General features: G+C 70.6%; 11 protein-coding genes and 2 pseudogenes. 10 read left to right on the plus strand and 3 right to left on the minus strand.

Features of this window, described 5'->3' with window-relative positions; all coding sequences use genetic code 11:
• Positions 1-309 precede the first annotated feature (309 nt).
• Positions 310-1221: a carbohydrate kinase family protein gene (locus ACWD4G_RS40355; protein ID WP_451302754.1), complete on the plus strand. Its 912-nt coding sequence runs from the start codon at positions 310-312 to the stop codon at positions 1219-1221.
• A 156-nt stretch (positions 1222-1377) separates the two neighbouring features.
• On the opposite strand, the gene uvrA is transcribed toward ACWD4G_RS40355, so the two are convergent.
• Positions 1378-4419 carry an excinuclease ABC subunit UvrA gene (uvrA, locus tag ACWD4G_RS40360; RefSeq protein ID WP_451302756.1) on the minus strand — a complete coding sequence of 1014 codons (3042 nt, stop codon included), beginning with the start codon at positions 4417-4419 and terminating at the stop codon, positions 1378-1380.
• A 223-nt stretch (positions 4420-4642) separates the two neighbouring features.
• Between uvrA and ACWD4G_RS40365 the strand changes: the two genes are divergently transcribed.
• Both ACWD4G_RS40365 and ACWD4G_RS40370 read left to right on the plus strand, forming a co-directional pair.
• Positions 4643-5332, plus strand: coding sequence for a maleylpyruvate isomerase family mycothiol-dependent enzyme (locus ACWD4G_RS40365; RefSeq protein ID WP_451302758.1), 690 nt, complete (start codon positions 4643-4645; stop codon positions 5330-5332).
• Between the two features lie 51 nt (positions 5333-5383).
• Positions 5384-6037, plus strand: coding sequence for an MBL fold metallo-hydrolase (locus tag ACWD4G_RS40370; protein ID WP_451302760.1), 654 nt, complete (start codon positions 5384-5386; stop codon positions 6035-6037).
• Positions 6038-6224: 187 nt separating this feature from the next.
• Here ACWD4G_RS40370 and ACWD4G_RS40375 read toward each other — a convergent pair whose 3' ends face one another.
• Positions 6225-8258 (minus strand): hypothetical protein, encoded by a 2034-nt coding sequence (locus ACWD4G_RS40375; protein WP_451302762.1) that lies wholly within the window; start codon positions 8256-8258, stop codon positions 6225-6227.
• A 541-nt stretch (positions 8259-8799) separates the two neighbouring features.
• Between ACWD4G_RS40375 and ACWD4G_RS40380 the strand changes: the two are divergent.
• Positions 8800-9363, plus strand: a pseudogene (locus ACWD4G_RS40380) (ATP-grasp domain-containing protein); the annotation flags it as partial.
• 78 nt (positions 9364-9441) lie between these two features.
• On the opposite strand, the pseudogene ACWD4G_RS40385 reads toward ACWD4G_RS40380, so the two are convergent.
• Positions 9442-10281 (minus strand): annotated as a pseudogene (locus ACWD4G_RS40385) (aldo/keto reductase); the annotation flags it as partial.
• Between the two features lie 64 nt (positions 10282-10345).
• On the opposite strand from ACWD4G_RS40385, the gene ACWD4G_RS40390 reads away from it, so the two are divergent.
• From ACWD4G_RS40390 to ACWD4G_RS40415, 6 genes are all read left to right on the plus strand, one after another.
• Positions 10346-10888, plus strand: coding sequence for a TetR/AcrR family transcriptional regulator (locus tag ACWD4G_RS40390; protein ID WP_451302764.1), 543 nt, complete (start codon positions 10346-10348; stop codon positions 10886-10888).
• 535 nt (positions 10889-11423) lie between these two features.
• Positions 11424-12197 (plus strand): cytochrome P450, encoded by a 774-nt coding sequence (locus ACWD4G_RS40395; protein ID WP_451302766.1) that lies wholly within the window; start codon positions 11424-11426, stop codon positions 12195-12197.
• Positions 12198-12378: 181 nt separating this feature from the next.
• Complete coding sequence (locus tag ACWD4G_RS40400) at positions 12379-13371, plus strand: fumarylacetoacetate hydrolase family protein (RefSeq protein ID WP_451302768.1); 993 nt, start codon at positions 12379-12381, stop codon at positions 13369-13371.
• Positions 13368-14330: a cyclase family protein gene (locus ACWD4G_RS40405; RefSeq protein ID WP_451302770.1), complete on the plus strand. Its 963-nt coding sequence runs from the start codon at positions 13368-13370 to the stop codon at positions 14328-14330. Before ACWD4G_RS40400 ends, ACWD4G_RS40405 begins: the two co-directional genes overlap by 4 nt.
• A 25-nt stretch (positions 14331-14355) precedes the next feature.
• On the plus strand, positions 14356-15483 hold the full coding sequence (locus tag ACWD4G_RS40410; protein WP_451302772.1) for an FAD-dependent oxidoreductase: 1128 nt from the start codon (positions 14356-14358) through the stop codon (positions 15481-15483).
• On the plus strand, positions 15480-16475 hold the full coding sequence (locus ACWD4G_RS40415; protein WP_451302774.1) for an amidohydrolase family protein: 996 nt from the start codon (positions 15480-15482) through the stop codon (positions 16473-16475). The genes ACWD4G_RS40410 and ACWD4G_RS40415 overlap by 4 nt, the downstream gene beginning before the upstream one ends.
• Positions 16476-16487 lie beyond the last annotated feature (12 nt).

The following is a 16487-nucleotide window of genomic DNA, read 5'->3' on the forward strand; positions in this document are numbered from 1 at the left end:
AGGAGCGCGGCGGGGGGAGCGGAAGCCGGGTGGCGTGGGGACCGTGAGTGAGCGGGGCGGTCGGGTGTGAAGGCCGGGGCGTGAGGCCTGGCGCGCAAGGGCGAGGCGTGACGCCGGGTGTGAAGGGCGGGGCGTGAGGCCGGGTGCGCGAGGGCGCGGGCGTCGCCCCGCGCACATGTTCGCGGTACCTTCCGGGCGATAATCCGCCGAGTTCCGCCGACAGCCTGTCGCGAACCCCGAACACCCGAGCCCGAAGCCCGAAGCCCTCTGCTGCGAAGCCCTCAAGCCCCGACGAAAGGAAACCGTGGCGTGATCGTCGTCGCCGGTGAAGCCCTGATCGACCTGGTCCCGCGGGGCGCCGGCACGCTCGTGGACCTGAGGCCGGCCCGTGGCGGCGGCCCCTACAACACCGCCGTGGCCCTCGGCCGCCTCGGCTCTCCCACGGCCTTCTGCTCCCGGGTGTCGTACGACGTCTACGGCGAGGCACTCCTGGACGCCCTGCGCGAGGCGGGTGTCGACGTGTCGGCCGTGCAGCGCGGCCCCGAGCCCACGACGCTCGCCCTGGCCTCCATCGACGAGCGCGGCTCGGCCGCCTACTCCTTCTACGTCGAGGGCAGTGCCGACCGTCTGTTCGAGGCCCCCGACCGCCTCCCCGAGGGCACCCGGGCGGTGTCCTTCGGCACGTGCTCACTCGTCCTGGAGCCGGGGGCGACCGCGTACGAGGAGCTGATGCGCGGCGCCGCCGCGCAAGGCGTGTTCACCGCCCTCGACCCGAACATCCGGCCGGGACTGATCCCCGACGCGGACGCCTACCGGGCCCGTTTCAAGAGCTGGCTGCCCTCGGTGTCGCTGCTCAAGCTCTCCGAGGAGGACGCGGAGTGGCTGGGCGGCACCCCGGAGCAGTGGCTGGCCTCCGGCCCCTCGGCGGTGGTGATCACCCATGGCGGCGACGGCCTGACCGCCCACACCCGCGACGGCGCCCAGCACTCCGTACCGGGCGAGAGGATCGAGGTCGTCGACACCATCGGCGCCGGCGACACGGTCAACGCGGCCCTCCTCCACGGCCTCGCCACCCGCGACGCCCTCACCCCCGCCGCCCTGGCCGCCCTCACCCCCACCGACTGGACCCGCCTGCTCCGCTACGCCGCCCGCGCCGCGGCCCTCACCTGCTCCCGCGCGGGCGCGGAACCGCCGTACGCGGCAGAGCTGGGCGAGGTGTAATCCGCCGCCTCGGCACCGCACGACGCATTCCGGCGGCCCGGCCGCACATGAGTCCGACCCGGGCCGGGAGCGGCATCGCCTCACTCCCGGCCCGGGTCGGACTCCCGCCGACGACGCCTCTCAGAGGGCTCGGCAGACCTTGCCCGAACGTCCTGGTCAGGCCTTGTCGGCCCGGGTCGTCCGCTTCGCGGTGGCCGTCTTCTTCGTCGCCGTGGCCGCCTTCTTGGTCGCCGTGTTGTTGGCGGCCTTGGTCGTACGGGCCGTCGTCGTCTTCTTGGCCGGTGTCGACCTGGCCGCGACCGTCTTCTTGGCGGCGGTCCCGCGAGGCGCCTTCATCGGGGCCGCGTCGCTGATGCGGTCGGCGCCGAGGATCTCCCGCAGGAACTTGCCGGTGTGACTGGCCGGAACCCCGGCGACCTGCTCGGGCGTGCCCTCCGCGATGACGAGGCCGCCACCGGCGCCGCCCTCGGGACCCATGTCGACGATCCAGTCGGCCGTCTTGATGACGTCGAGGTTGTGCTCGATGACGATGACCGTGTTGCCCTTCTCGACCAGGCCGGACAGCACCTTGAGGAGCTTGCTGATGTCCTCGAAGTGGAGACCGGTGGTCGGCTCGTCCAGGACGTAGACCGTGCGGCCCGTGGACCGGCGCTGCAGCTCACTGGCGAGCTTGACGCGCTGTGCCTCACCGCCGGAGAGCGTGGTCGCCGACTGGCCGAGGCGGACATAGCCGAGGCCGACGTCCTTCAGCGTGTTGAGGTGGCGGGCGATCGCGGGGACGGCCTCGAAGAAGTCGGTCGCCTCCTCGATCGGCATGTTCAGCACCTCGGCGATGGACTTGCCCTTGTAGTGGACCTCCAGGGTCTCCCGGTTGTACCGGGCGCCGTGGCAGACCTCGCACGGGACGTAGACGTCCGGGAGGAAGTTCATCTCGATCTTGATGGTGCCGTCGCCCGCGCAGTTCTCGCAGCGGCCGCCCTTGACGTTGAAGGAGAACCGGCCGGGCAGATAGCCGCGGACCTTCGCCTCGGTGGTCTCGGCGAACAGCTTGCGGATGTGGTCGAAGACACCGGTGTACGTCGCCGGGTTGGAGCGGGGGGTGCGGCCGATGGGCGACTGGTCGACGTGCACGACCTTGTCGACGAGGTCGTCGCCGTCCACGCGCGTGTGGCGGCCCGGTACGTTCCTGGCGCCGTTCAGTTCGCGGGCCAGGTGCGTGTACAGGATGTCGTTGACCAGCGTGGACTTGCCGGAGCCGGAGACACCGGTGACCGCGGTGAAGACGCCCAGCGGGAAGGACACGTCGATGTCCTGGAGGTTGTTCTCGCGGGCGCCGTGCACGGTGAGCTGCCGGGTCGGGTCGAGTGGGCGCCTGATGTCGGGCAGGGGGATGGCCTTCCTGCCCGACAGATACTGCCCGGTCTGCGACTCGGCGTTGGTGAGCAGCTCCTTGAGGGAGCCGCTGTGCACGACCTTGCCGCCGTGCTCACCGGCGCCGGGGCCGATGTCGACGACCCAGTCGGCGGTCTTGATGGTGTCCTCGTCGTGCTCGACGACGATGAGGGTGTTACCCATGTCGCGCAGCCGGACCAGGGTCTCGATCAGCCGGTGGTTGTCCCGCTGGTGCAGACCGATGGAGGGCTCGTCGAGGACGTAGAGGACACCGACGAGGCCGGAGCCGATCTGGGTGGCCAGCCGGATGCGCTGGGCCTCACCGCCGGAGAGCGTGCCGGCCGCGCGGTTCAGCGACAGATAGTCCAGGCCGACGTCGACCAGGAACCGCAGCCGTTCGTTGACCTCCTTGAGGACGCGCTCGGCGATCTTCTTGTCGCGGGCGCCCAGCTTCAGCTCGCCCAGGAAGTCCGCGCAGTCGCTGATGGACATGGCGGAGACCTCGGCGATCGACTTCTCCATGATCGTGACCGCGAGGACGATCGGCTTCAGGCGCGTGCCCTCGCAGGTGGGGCAGGGCACCTCGCGCATATAGCCCTCGAAGCGCTCTCGGCTGGCGTCGCTCTCCGCCTCGCTGTGCCGTCGCTTCACGAAGGGGACGGCGCCCTCGAACGCGGTGGTGTACACCCGCTCGCGCCCGTACCGGTTGCGGTAGCGGACCTCGATCTGCGTCTTGTGGCCGTACAGGAGGGCCTTCTTCGCGCGCTGCGGGAGACCGGCGAAGGGGATGTCGGTCCGGAATCCCAACGCGTCCGCCAGGGCACCGATGAGGCGGCCGAAGTAGTCCTTGGTGTGGCCGTGCGACCAGGGGTGGATGGCGCCCTCGTCGAGCGACTTGTCCTCGTCCGGGACGATCAGCTCGGGGTCGACCTCCATGCGCGTACCGATGCCGGTGCACTCGGGGCAGGCGCCGAACGGCGAGTTGAAGGAGAAGGAACGGGGCTCCAGCTCCTCGAAGGACAGGTCGTCGTACGGACAGTACAGATGCTCCGAGAACATGCGCTCCCGCTCGGGGTCGTCCTCCGGGAGGTCGACGAAGTCGAGCACGACCATGCCTCCGGAGAGCCCGAGCGCGGTCTCCACGGAGTCGGTGAGACGACGCTTGGCGGAGTCCTTCACCGTCAGGCGGTCGACGACCACCTCGATGGTGTGCTTCTCCTGCTTCTTCAGGGTGGGCGGGCTGGAGAGCTGGACGGTCTCCCCGTCCACGCGCGCGCGGCTGTACCCCTTGGTCTGGAGGTCCGCGAAGAGGTCGACGAACTCGCCCTTGCGCTCGCGCACCAATGGCGAGAGCACCTGGAAGCGGCTGCCCTCCGGCAGCTCCAGCACCCGGTCGACGATGGCCTGCGGCGACTGGCGGGAGATCGGGCGGGCGCACTGGGGGCAGTGCGGCTTGCCGATGCGCGCGAAGAGCAGGCGCAGATAGTCGTAGACCTCGGTGATGGTGCCGACGGTCGAGCGGGGGTTGCGCGAGGTCGACTTCTGGTCGATGGAGACCGCCGGGGACAGGCCCTCGATGAAGTCGACGTCCGGCTTGTCCATCTGCCCGAGGAACTGCCGGGCGTAGGAGGAGAGCGACTCGACGTACCGGCGCTGCCCCTCGGCGAAGATCGTGTCGAAGGCGAGCGAGGACTTGCCCGACCCGGACAGGCCTGTGAAGACGATGAGCGAGTCGCGTGGGAGGTCGAGCGAGACGTTCTTCAGGTTGTGCTCGCGCGCGCCACGGACGATGAGACGGTCGGCCACGCCGGTCCGCACCTTTCTTGAGTGAAGTGACAGGAGCGGAGCCCCCGTGCTTCACAGACTAGGGGGAGCCACTGACAGCGCCGGTCCTGTTTCCCCGTTCCACAACAATTCCGGGCCTTCCAGCATGCCCGACGCAGGACTCGACCATATAGCACGTGCATTCGATTTTGGGCCGCGGTCAGCCACCTTCACCCGAAGGTGTGGCGGGGCTAGGGTCGGCGCCATGATGGATCACGCGCGTGACCTGGCCCGTGTACATGAAGCGACCGAGCGGCTCCTCACCGCAGCCGCCGAGCTGGACGACACCGCCGTCGCCGGGCCGTCACGGCTGCCCGGCTGGACCCGCGGTCATGTCCTCGCCCATCTCTCCCGCAACGCGGACGCCCTGGTGAACGTCCTCGAAGGGCGCCCCATGTACGTCTCCGGGGACGCCAGGGACGCCGGCATCGAGCGGGACGCCCCACGTCCTCTGAAGACGCACCTCGCCGACCTGCGCGAGAGCGCGGACCGCTTCCAGGAGGCCGCCTCGTCCCCGGCGGACTGGTCCCGCACGGTCGAGTTGCGCAACGGCGTCACCGACTCCGCGTCCCGGGTGCCGTTCCGGCGCTGGATCGAGGTGGAGATCCATCACGTGGACCTGGGGATCGGGTACGAGCTGGAGGATCTGCCGGAGGAGTTCGTGGAGCGGGAGATCGGCTTCCTCGCCGAGCGCTTCGCAGGGCACCCGAACGTACCCTCGACCGGCCTGGTCAGCAGCGAGGGCCGGGCCTGGACGACCGGCGGCGGCGCCGAGGGCGGCCCGATCGGCGTCCGGGGCACGGCCGCGGACCTGCTGGGCTGGCTGGCGGGCCGCCGCGACGGCACCGTGCTACGGGTGGAAGGCGGGACCCTCCCCTCGCTGCCCCCGCTCTGACCACCGCCAGAGGCCCGCTCCCCGTACTCCCCGCGGCCTAGACTGACGACCATGACGTACAGCGGAGCAGTGAAGGTCGGCGGCCCTGCGGATGTGCACGAGTTGCCGGACCTGATGATCTCCAAGGTCGCGGTCGGCCCGATGGACAACAACGCCTATCTGCTGCGCTGCCGGGCCACCGACGAGCAGTTGCTGATCGACGCCGCGAACGACGCCGGCACCCTGCTCACGCTGATCGGTGACGACGGGATCGCGTCCGTCGTGACCACGCATCAGCACGGCGACCACTGGCAGGCGCTCGCCGAGGTGGTGGCGGCCACGGGCGCGCGTACGTACGCGGGCCGGGACGACGCCGAGGGCATCCCGGTGGCGACCGACGTGCTCGTCGACGACGGCGACACGATCCGGGTGGGGCGCGTGGAGCTGACCGCGCGCCACCTCGTGGGCCACACGCCGGGTTCGATCGCCCTGGTCTACGACGATCCGCACGGCCACCCCCATGTGTTCACCGGGGACTGCCTCTTCCCGGGTGGTCCTGGTCGGACAACACGTCCGGAAGAGTTCAACTCCCTGATGGGCGGCCTGGAGACCAAGCTCTTCGACGTCCTGCCCGACGAGACGTGGATCTACCCCGGCCACGGCAACGACACCACCATCGGCACGGAGCGGCCCCACCTCGCGGAGTGGCGCGCACGAGGCTGGTAAGCGTCCAACGACGACCGCCCCTGTTTCGAAACCGAAGAGGGGGTGGTCGCGCGTTCAGGCCCGTTCCGCGCTCGGGAGGGTCATGCCCCACGGACGCCGGCCTCCAGAGCACCGTCACCGACGCCGACAGCAGTGACCGCCAGGGTCGGGGGGGCTGTTGCATGGGCTGCGGTCTGCTGGGCGGGGTTCAGCTAGCAGGCAGCGGAACCTCCCACCTCTCCGCAATCCATCCCTTCGGCTCCCAGCCGTACTGCCTCAGTCTTCTCCCCTCTTCCACCCGTCCGGCCGCGTGCAGCAGATCTGCCGCCAGCGTCATGGCGCCGGTATTGCCAGCTTCAGCGTGGAGCCGCAGCCGCTCCAAGGCCTCGGCTATCCGTGTGGGCTTCTGCAACAACCAGGCATAGTCGTCCCTCAACATCAGTGGGGCCCACTCCGTGGTAACCCTCGCGCCGTCGACGACGTTGCGCTGGACTCGGGCGTCCGCGGCCTCGATTTGTTCCATCTTCTCCGGCAGGGTGTCCATCCCCAAGGGGGCGGAATCACTTGCCTCGGAAGCACGCTGGTGGCACGTGAAGGCTTCGTCCGTCCTGCCGTGCCTCGTCAGCGACAAGACCGCCCATCCCAGGGCGAGAAGGTCGCCAGACTCGGCGCCGCGCTGGTACCAGGCGATCGCCTCCTCCATCCGGTCAGCCACCCGCAAGAGGTCGGCCGCCGGTCTCAGCGCACGGGTGTCCCCGGCCTCGGCGGCGCTCCGGTAAAGAAGCATGGCGATGCGGAGAAGACCACGGGCGTGGGCTGCGCGGGCCAGTGATGCGCGGGCTGCGGGAGTACCGTGATCAATCAGAGCGTCCCACGTATGAGCCGGAACGGGGACAACGGGAGCATCGCGGGCATCGGGTGCCGGAGGAACGGTGCCGATGGAACGTCGGCCGTGTTGTTCGAGGTAGTCGGCGAGGCGGTAGTGGGGCTGGGCAGGAGTGGCTTGGCCGCGCCGGGGGCGGATGCGGGTCAGCGGGCCGCGGGTGCCGCGCACCGGGCGGACGACATGAGCGAGGGCTTGTTCGAGCCGGTCGTCGTCCAGCAGGTCCCACTGGGTGTCGGTGAGGCAGCCCTCGGCGGCGGCTTCCAGCAGAGCCAGGGGCAGGGCAGTGCCGTGACCGAGGCGACGGACGTCCATGGCGGCCTCGATCAGCGCTTTCGCCGCCGGGGGCGCGGTGCGGTACCGCTCGACCAGGGCGGGGACGCCAGCCAGATACTGGGTGACCTGCCCTTGCTCCGAGTGTCGAAGGGCTTCGGCCAGGCGGGGGTCGCTCGTGGCGGTGACCTCTGCGGTCTTCAGCTCATCGACGGTGAAGACCTCGGGGACTGTGATGCTCTTGTTCGTGACCAGTTGGCGGGCCTGCGAGTACGGGTCCGACCCCGTCGCGGGAACGGGGACGTAGGCGAGTGCGTCCCACTGCTCGGGCCAGATGGTGCCCAGGACAAGCACAGGGCCGCGCTCGGGGGTGTTCAGCAGCTCACGGAGTCCGGAGGCGACCTGCGCACTGTGCTCCTGGGCGAGGAGGTAGTCCTGGGCTTCGTTGAGCCACACCACGGTCTGCGGCGCCACCAGGTCCAATTGCCCGATCACCGCTGAGGGGCGGTCCGGCTCGATCGGGTGCCACAGCCGCCATCCGTCCGGCAGTTGCTTCACCGCTTCCCAGCAGGCCCGGGTCTTGCCCGTGGAGGACCCGCCGACCAGGACCGCGATGCCGCTCTGCCCGCCCTCGGCAGCGGACACCACCGAACGCAGCGCGTCGAACTCCCGCGGGACGTAGGCCGGCAGCGCGCCGAGCTTGCCGATGGCAGCGCCGACGTCAGGGGCCGGGTGCACCTCCAGTCGGTCCAGGACGAGCAGGTCGTCGAATTCGCTGATCGGCCGACCCGCAGGGGTGTACATCCCGGCCTCGGTCCACAGCTTGCCCACCCGCGCGGCCAGATCGCCCTCGTCCCACGCCGCGCGGCGGGCGAGCACCATAGAGATGGAGACCGCGTCAGCCTGGCTGAGCGGCGGGTTCGGGGAGCTGATGATGCGGCTGATGGTGTCCCGGCTCGGCGCCCCTGAGAGGTTGTCGTCGGCCTCGATGTCCGCGGTCAAGTCGTCCAGGCTCGGGGCGTTCGCCGCCAGGTACGCCTCGTACAGCAGATCTTTCAACTCCCGCAACGGACGCGGCCATTTCACCCGTGCCCGCTCCAGCCTTCGCGGCCGCCTGGTGGGCCCGCCCCCCTTGTCGCGACTCATCGCACCATCATCCCCGCTCCGGTCCCGGGTACAGCCTGAACAGCACTGATACCGCCGCAGGCGGGGCGCTCGTCGCAATTGGGAGTCGATCTTTGTGCGGGGCCGAGTGTGGAGAGCGAGCTGGCCAGCTGCCTACCCGCTGATCGCGCCCCATGGAGGTCCCATGTCCCGTAAGCACCTGACGTGCCCCGAGCGCCTGGCCCTTGTCTACGCCGTCCTGGGCGGAGTCGTCTTCGGTGCCGCCGGAACTGTCATCGCCTGGCTGCTGGCCACCTCTCCTTCTAGTTTCCCGTCCGGGGGCCTCCTGTCCCGTGCCGTGACAAGCACATGACACTCCTCGGGATCACCGCTGCCCGTCCTCATCGGCGCTGGAAGCCGCATCTGGCGCGGATACGGACTGCAACACATCGCCGCCGTCCACCGCGTCGCCCTCCTCGACGAGCAACCTCCCGCCTGGGCCAACGACCACGCGGCCGTCTCCATGGCCGTCGACCTGGCGGACACCGAGGCCGTTGCCCAGGCCGTTGCCGCTCTGGCCGCTGACCAGGGCGTTGCCGGGGTGCTCACCTACATGGAGCAGCACGTGGCCCTCACCGCCCGGATCGCGGAGCGGTTCATGCTGCCCGGCAACAACCCCAGCGCCGTCGAGGCCTACCGGGACAAGTACCTCAGCCGCTCCCTGCTCGCCGCGGCCCACGTGCCCTCGGCCCGCTCCTGCCTCGTCCCGGACGCCGAGACCGCCGTCGAGTACGCGGTCCTCCTCGGCGGCCCGGTCGTCCTCAAGCCGAGGTCGATGGGGGCAGCGCCGGCGTCCGCCGCGCCGACACCCCCGACCCGGTCCGCGACGCCTTCCAAGCAGCCCAGAGCGCGTCCTTCTTCCCTCTTCGGCCTGGAGCACACCGGGACGGCCGGCATGCTGATCGAGGAGTACCTCGACGGCCCCGCGATCAGCGTCGAGTACGTCGTCCTGGGACACGACACCGTCCATCGTTCGATTCGGGAAAGCGCGGAACTCACGCAGGAAGAAGTTGCCGACGCGATCGGCACCACACGGCAGGCAGTCAGCAACTGGGAGAGCGGCCCGCGCGTCCCCCGTGGACACGACGGTGTCGCCGTAGTAGGTGATCAGCCACGCGAGCGCCACCTGGCCGACGGTCGCCCCGTGCGCGTGCGCGATGGTGCGGAGTTCCTCGATCAAAGGCGTGGTGCGGTCCAGGCTCTTGTCCGAGATCCCGGTCAACATCCTGCGCCGGCACGGGAGTTGGGCGACCAGTGTGCGGTCGGCGTGGAGTTTGCCGGTCAGCATGCCGCTGCGCAGCGGCACGTAGGCGATCAGTGTGACGCCCAGGCGCCGGGCGGTCTCCAGCACCCCGTTGGTCTCGATCTTGCGGTGCAGCAGGCTGATCTGAACCTGGTTGCTCGCCAACGGGACGCCGTGCTTCGCCAGTTCCCCGTGAGCGGCCTCCATCTGCCGGGCGGAGAAGTTGCTGACGCCGACCGAGCGAATCCTGCCTTCCTCGACCAGCCGGGCCATGACCCGCGCCTGCGCGTGGATCGACGACCAGCTGCCGTAGGGCACGTGGATCTGGTGCAGGTCCACGGGGAAGGGCGCCAGATTCGCGATGCGCTCACCGATCGTGCGCTCGGCGTTGCGGGCGGTCCGGCCGATCGGCGTCCACTTGGTGGAGAGGGTGATGTCGCCCGGTCGCGCACCGGCTCGGGTCAGCGCGGCGCCGAGGCTGCGCTCCGCCCTGCCCTTGCCGTACCCCTCGGCGCTGTCGAACCAGGTGACGCCACCGGCCAGCGCCGTCTTGACGATGGCATCGACCTCGGACTGCGGCAGGGCCGGCCAGAACGTGCCGGCACCTCCCCCGGAGAACTGCGCGGAGCCAAGACCTATCGGGGACATGCGGACGCCGGTGCGCCCGAGCTCTCGGGATGCCATGAGAGGAGCATACCTCATAACGAGACATTCACGTCTCGTTATGAGGCGTTAACCTTACGGGGTGGTCAAATCAGATGTCGGGATGCAGCGGACCAGGATGGGGATACTCGACGCCGCGGCACGGGTGCTGGGTCGGCGGACAGACGCGGGGATGACGGAGATCGCGGAGGAGGCCGGCGTGGGGCGCGCGACGCTGTACCGGCACTTCCCGTCACGGGAGTCGCTGCTGCGAGGTGTGGCAGAGGTCGGCATCAGCGAGCTGGAGGAGGCGTTCGACGCCGCGCGCCTCGACGAGCTTCCGGCCGACCGGGCGATCATCCGGATCGTCGCCGTGTTCCTGCGGGAAGGCACGAAGTACGCGGCGGTGATCAGGCAGGCCGACGAGTACTGCGACCCCGCCGACATGGAGCGCACGGTCCGGCCCGTCCGCGCGGTGATCGACCGGGGCATCAGCGAGCGGGTGCTGCGCGACGACCTCGGTGGCGACGCCGTGTTCGCGATGTTCTCCGCGGTCGTGGAACGTGCGCTCTGGCCGGCGATCGACGCGGTGATGACCCCCGAGGAAGCCATCGAGGCCGCCGCGGGGATCTTCCTGGACGGCGCACGGCGGCCGGAGCGTCCCTGAGCCTTCGGGACGCGAGCCGCGGACCGAACCCCGGCGAGCGGTCAAAGCCGCTCACCGGGGCGTGAGGCCGTTCTCGCACCCCGCCGGCAGGCGGTCCGCACCCCGGCTCCGCGGCCGTGAAACCGCCCGATCCCGCTCACACCAGCAGGAGCGTCCTGCCCACCGTCGTCCTGGCCTCCATGGCGGCGTGGGCGTCGGCCGCACGTTCCAGCCGGAACGTCCGGGATCACCTCGCTCGCGGGAGCTACCGCCTTCTCCGCGCAACCCCCCGTACCGACCTGGACGACACCCGCCGGCCCAGCAGCCCCGGATCGACGTTCGGGCCGACCGCACCACTCCGCCGATACCCGAGCCGGGTACATAGAGCGGGGTGGGCAGCGGCATGGGCGGGCGCCCCGCCCGGACCATGGTCTCGGCGAACAGCACGTTCACCGCTTCAACGTCCATCAGCACCTGACCATCGCCGACCTCCGGCTCGGGTGCCTCCCCGAGAACCAGCACCGACGGGGATACGTACGCGGTCAACCAGATCGCGGTGGGCCTGGGCCCGGACGGCCGGGAGAACCTGCTGCCGTACGGCACCATGGCCTTCAACTCCTTCGGCCCGCCGGGCGACCTGGCCGCGGCGGACACCCACCGGGTGGCGGAGCTGTCCGCGTGGGTGAACGCCCAGTGCCGGCGGGAGGCGCTCACCGAGGGCGGCTTCGGCGCGCGCGTCTGGGAGGCCGCCGACCGCGGCGAAGTGACGTACGAACAGGCGCCGTTGATCGTGCGCTCCCTCCTCACCGCCGGTGTCGACACCACCGTGCACGGCCTGGCCGGCTGCCTGTACGCCTTCGCCACCCACCCGGAGGAATGGCAACGCCTGTGCCGACGCCCTGAGATGGCGCGGGCGGCGTTCGACGAGGCGGTGCGCTGGCAGTCGCCCGTGCAGACCTTCTTCCGTACCGCCACCACCGAGGTCACCGTCGCCGGCACGGTCATCCCGGCGGACACGAAGATCCTGATGTTCCTCGGCGCGGCCAACCGCGACCCGAACCGCTGGCGGGACCCCGACCGCTTCGACCTCACCCGCGACCCGTCCGGGCACGTCGGCTTCGGCATGGGCATCCACCAGTGCGTGGGCCAGCACCTGGCCCGACTGGAGGCGGAGGCGCTGCTCACCGCGCTGGCCCGCCGGGTCGAACGGATCGAACTCACCGCCGCACCGCGCCGCCACCCCAACAACACCCTGCGGTCCTGGACTTCGCTGCCACTGCGCGTCCACGAGGCCACTCCGGTCCGGCCGGCGCGGAGCCACCGGTACTGAATTCCGGAAGCACTTCGACGAGTACGCCGAACCCGCAACCGTGCCTGACGGAAGCCTCGTTCACACCGACACCGCCGGCCACACATCGGAGACCCACATGATCAACATCTGAAGTATCTATTTCCATGATTGCGGAGCGCGGGGCCACATTGGTTTCCATCGCACCGAGGAGGACACGCTCGTGAATCCCCCCGCAGAATCCGCTCTCTTCGCCGGCCCTTTCGCCCTGGGCACCCTGTCCGTCCCGGACGGGTCTCCCTTTCCGGCACTCGTCACGCCGGACGGCCGGGCCCTGGACCTCCGGACGGCACTCGACGCCCCGGCCCTCACGATCCGCACCCTCCTGGAAGACCTGGCCGAGGCGCTCCCCTCCCTGCACGGCCTCGCCGCCGAACCCGGCGGCCCCTGGCGGAACGTGGACGAGCTGCGCGTGCACGCCCCCGTCGAACCGCGACAGGTCTTCCAGTCCGGCGCCAACTACCGTCAGCACGTGATCGACCTGGAGGTCGCGCACCGCTCCCCCGACGACCCGCGCACGGCCGAGCAGGCCCGCGCGGAGGTCGCGGAGATCATGGACCGGCGGGCGGCCGAGGACCTGCCCTATGTCTTCGTCGGCCTGCCGAGCGCGATCTCCGGTCCCTACGACGATGTCGTCCTCCCTGCCTGGGCCGAAAAGCCGGACTGGGAGCTGGAGTTGGCGGCCGTCATCGCCAGGCCCGCCCACCGTGTCCCGGTCGAGGAGGCGCTGGAGTACGTCGCCGGCTACACGATCGCCAACGACCTCACCGACCGCGCGACCGTCTTCCGCCGGGACATGCCCGCCATCGGCAGCGACTGGCTGCGCTGCAAGAACGCGCCCGGCTTCACCCCGCTAGGACCGTGGATCGTACCGGCGGAATCGGTCGCCGACCCGGGCGACCTGCGGGTCACGCTGAAGCTGAACGGCGAGACCATGCAGGACGAGTCGACCAAGGACATGCTCTTCGGGGTCGCCCGCCTGGTGTCGTACATCTCCCAGACGGCCCAACTCCTTCCCGGAGACCTGGTGTTGACGGGATCACCGGCCGGAAACGGCGTCCACTGGGGCCGGCTGCTGCGCGACGGCGACGTCATGAAGGGCTCCATCACCGGGCTCGGCACCCAGCGCACCCGCTGTGTACAGGAGGCGTCATGAACCGGCACGATCCCGAGGACGCCATCGCCGAGGCCGCCAAGTCGTACTCGAACTGGGGGCGTTGGGGCGAGGATGACGTGCTCGGCACGCTGAACTTCCTCGACGAGGCCAAGCGGCGCGAAGGCGCGGCGCTGGTCCGGCGCGGGGTGAGCTTCTCGCTCTCCCAGTCCTTCGACATGAACGGCCCGCAGAAGGGCTGGCGCCGGCGGACCAACCCCGTCCACACCATGCTCGACACCGGCGCCGACGCGGCCTTCGGGCAGGGGTTCCCGCACGGCCACGGCGGCTCCGACGACGTCATCGCGATGCCGTTGCAGTGCTCCACCCAGTGGGACGGGCTCGGGCACATCTTCGACCACGGCAAGGCGTGGAACGGACGGGACGCCTGGAACGTCGTCACCTCGGCCGGCGACCTCGTCACCGGCATCGAGCACATGGCACCGCACGTCGCCGGCCGCGGCGTCCTCCTCGACCTGGGCCGGGTCATCGGCGACGAGGACGGCACACCGGAGCTGCCCGACGGGTTCGCGATCACCGAGGAGCACCTGACCGAGGCCGCCGAGGCCCACGGCGTGCGTGTCGGCCGCGGGGACATCGTCGTCGTCCGCACCGGCCAGCTGGCCCGCGCCAAGCGCGACGGCTGGGGCGAGTACGCCGGCGGCCCGGCCCCCGGCCTCTCCTTCACCACCGCCGGCTGGCTGCACCGCACCGAGATCGCCGCCATCGCCACCGATACCTGGGGCTTCGAGGTACGGCCCAACGAGTTCGAGCACGCCTTCCAGCCGCTGCACCAGGTCGCCATCCCCCACATCGGCCTGCTGATCGGCGAGATGTGGGACCTCGACGCGCTCGCCGCCGACTGCGTGGTGGACGGCGTGTACGAGTTCTGGCTCACCGCCGCGCCCCTCCGCATCACCGGAGCGGTCGGCTCTCCGATCAACCCGATCGCCGTCAAGTAACCAACGGAACAAGGGGGTTCCTGAGATGGCCACACCCAGCAAGGTCCTCGTCATAGGTGGTGGCACCGCCGGCAACGCGGTGACCGTTCTCCTCGCCCGCGCCGGTCTCACCGTCGATCTCGTCGAGGCCGAGCCCGACTGGAACGCCACCACCGGCTCCGGCATCACGCTCCAGGGCAACGCGCTGCGTGTCCTGCGCGAGCTCGGGGTGTGGGAGCAGGTGGAGGCCTCCGGATGCGCCTGCGCCGAACTGGGCATCACGGCGCCCGACGGTACCGTCGTGGCCGTCGACAAGGATCTGCACACCGGCGGCGACGACCTTCCCGTCGCGGTCGGCATGGAGCGCCCCCGCCTCCAGCGGATCCTCATGGACGCGGTCCGCGCCTGCGGCGCCACCGTCCGTCCGGGCACCACCGCCGAGATCCTGGACCAGGACGCGCAGGGCGTCTCGGTACGCCTCAGCGACGGCACGGAGGACCGCTACGACCTGGTGATCGGTGCCGACGGCCTGGGCTCGGCCACCCGCGCGGCCATTGGCATCACGGACCTCCCCAAACCCACCGGCATGGCCATCTGGCGGGTCGCCACGCCACGGCCCGCGGCCGTCACCCGCAACGACCTGACGTACGGCGGCCCCACGTACATCGCCGGGTACTGCCCGACGGGCCCGGACACCATCTACGCGTACGTCGTGGAGGACTCCCGCGTCCGCGCCGCCGTCCCGCCCGAGGCGTACGCCACCGAGATGCGCGCCCTCACCGGCGAGTACGGCGGCGTCTGGCCCGAGATCACCCGCCACATCACCGATCCGGCGAAGATCAACTACACCTGGTTCCACCGGCTGCTGGTCGAGGGCTCCTGGCACCGCGGGCGGGTCGTCCTGATCGGCGACGCGGCCCACTGCTGCCCTCCCACCCTGGCCCAGGGCGCGGCGATGTCCCTGGAGGACGCCCTCGTCCTCGCGGAGCTGCTGACGAGTGGGCGCGACTGGGACGACAAGCTGTTCCAGTCCTTCTACGAGCGCCGGTTCCCGCGTGTGCGGGCCGTCGTCGACGCGTCCGTGCAGATCGGCGAGTGGCAGCAGGACGGGGTGCGCGGCGACATGGAGGGGCTGCGGCACCGCACCTCGAACCTCCTCAGGGAGCTCCCGTGAGGGCACCCACGGTGGACGTGCACGCGCACGTCCTGCTGCCCGAGGTCGACGTCCTCGTGGCGGACCTGCCGGGACGGGCGGAGGCCGAGGCGCTCGACGCCCGGCGCAACGGTCCCGCGGCCCTCGCGGTGAGCGGCCCCATGGTCGCCGCGCGCCTGCCGAGGCTGACGGACGTCACGGCACGGCTGGCGGCGATGGACGAACAGGGCGTGGACGTCCAGCTGGTGAGCCCGTCGCCGTCGCACTACCACTACTGGGCGGACGAGGAGACGGCCGAGAAGGTGTGCCGGCGGGCCGACGAATCGACGGCCGCCCACTGCGCCGAGGCGCCCGAGCGGTTGTACGGCCTCGGACTCGTACCGTTGCAGCATCCGACGCAGGCGGTGCGGCTGCTCCGACACGCCCTGGACCAGGGTCTGTCGGGGGTGGAGTTCGCCACCCACGCGCCGGGGCGGGAACTGTCCGACCCCGCGTACGAGCCCTTCTGGACCCTGGCGGAGGAGACGGGCGCGATCCTCTTCCTGCACCCCTTCGGCTGCACCCTCGACGAACGCCTCGACCAGTGGTACTTGTCCAACACCGTCGGCCAGCCGGTGGAGAACGCGGTCGCGCTGTCGCATCTGATCTTCTCCGGCGTCCTGGACCGCCATCCGGGCCTGAAGCTGATCGCGGCACATGGCGGCGGCTATCTCCCCACCCACATCGGACGCTCCGACCACTCCTGGCGGGTGCGCCCCGACGCCCGGAACTGCTCACGGGAGCCGAGCAGTTACCTGCGGGACCTGTACTTCGACTCGCTCGTCCACGACCCGCACGTCCTGCGGGAGCTGATCCGCGTCGCCGGGGCCGACCGGGTGCTGCTCGGCTCCGACTTCCCCTTCGACATGGGCACCGAGGACCCGCTCGACGCCGTGCGCGCGGCCGGTCTGCCCTACACCGACTTCCATGCCGTACGCGGTGGAAACGCCGCCGCGTTGCTCGGCCTCGACTGAGGAGGACCCCCC

The sequence above is a fragment of the Streptomyces sp. NPDC002643 genome (assembly GCF_053592555.1).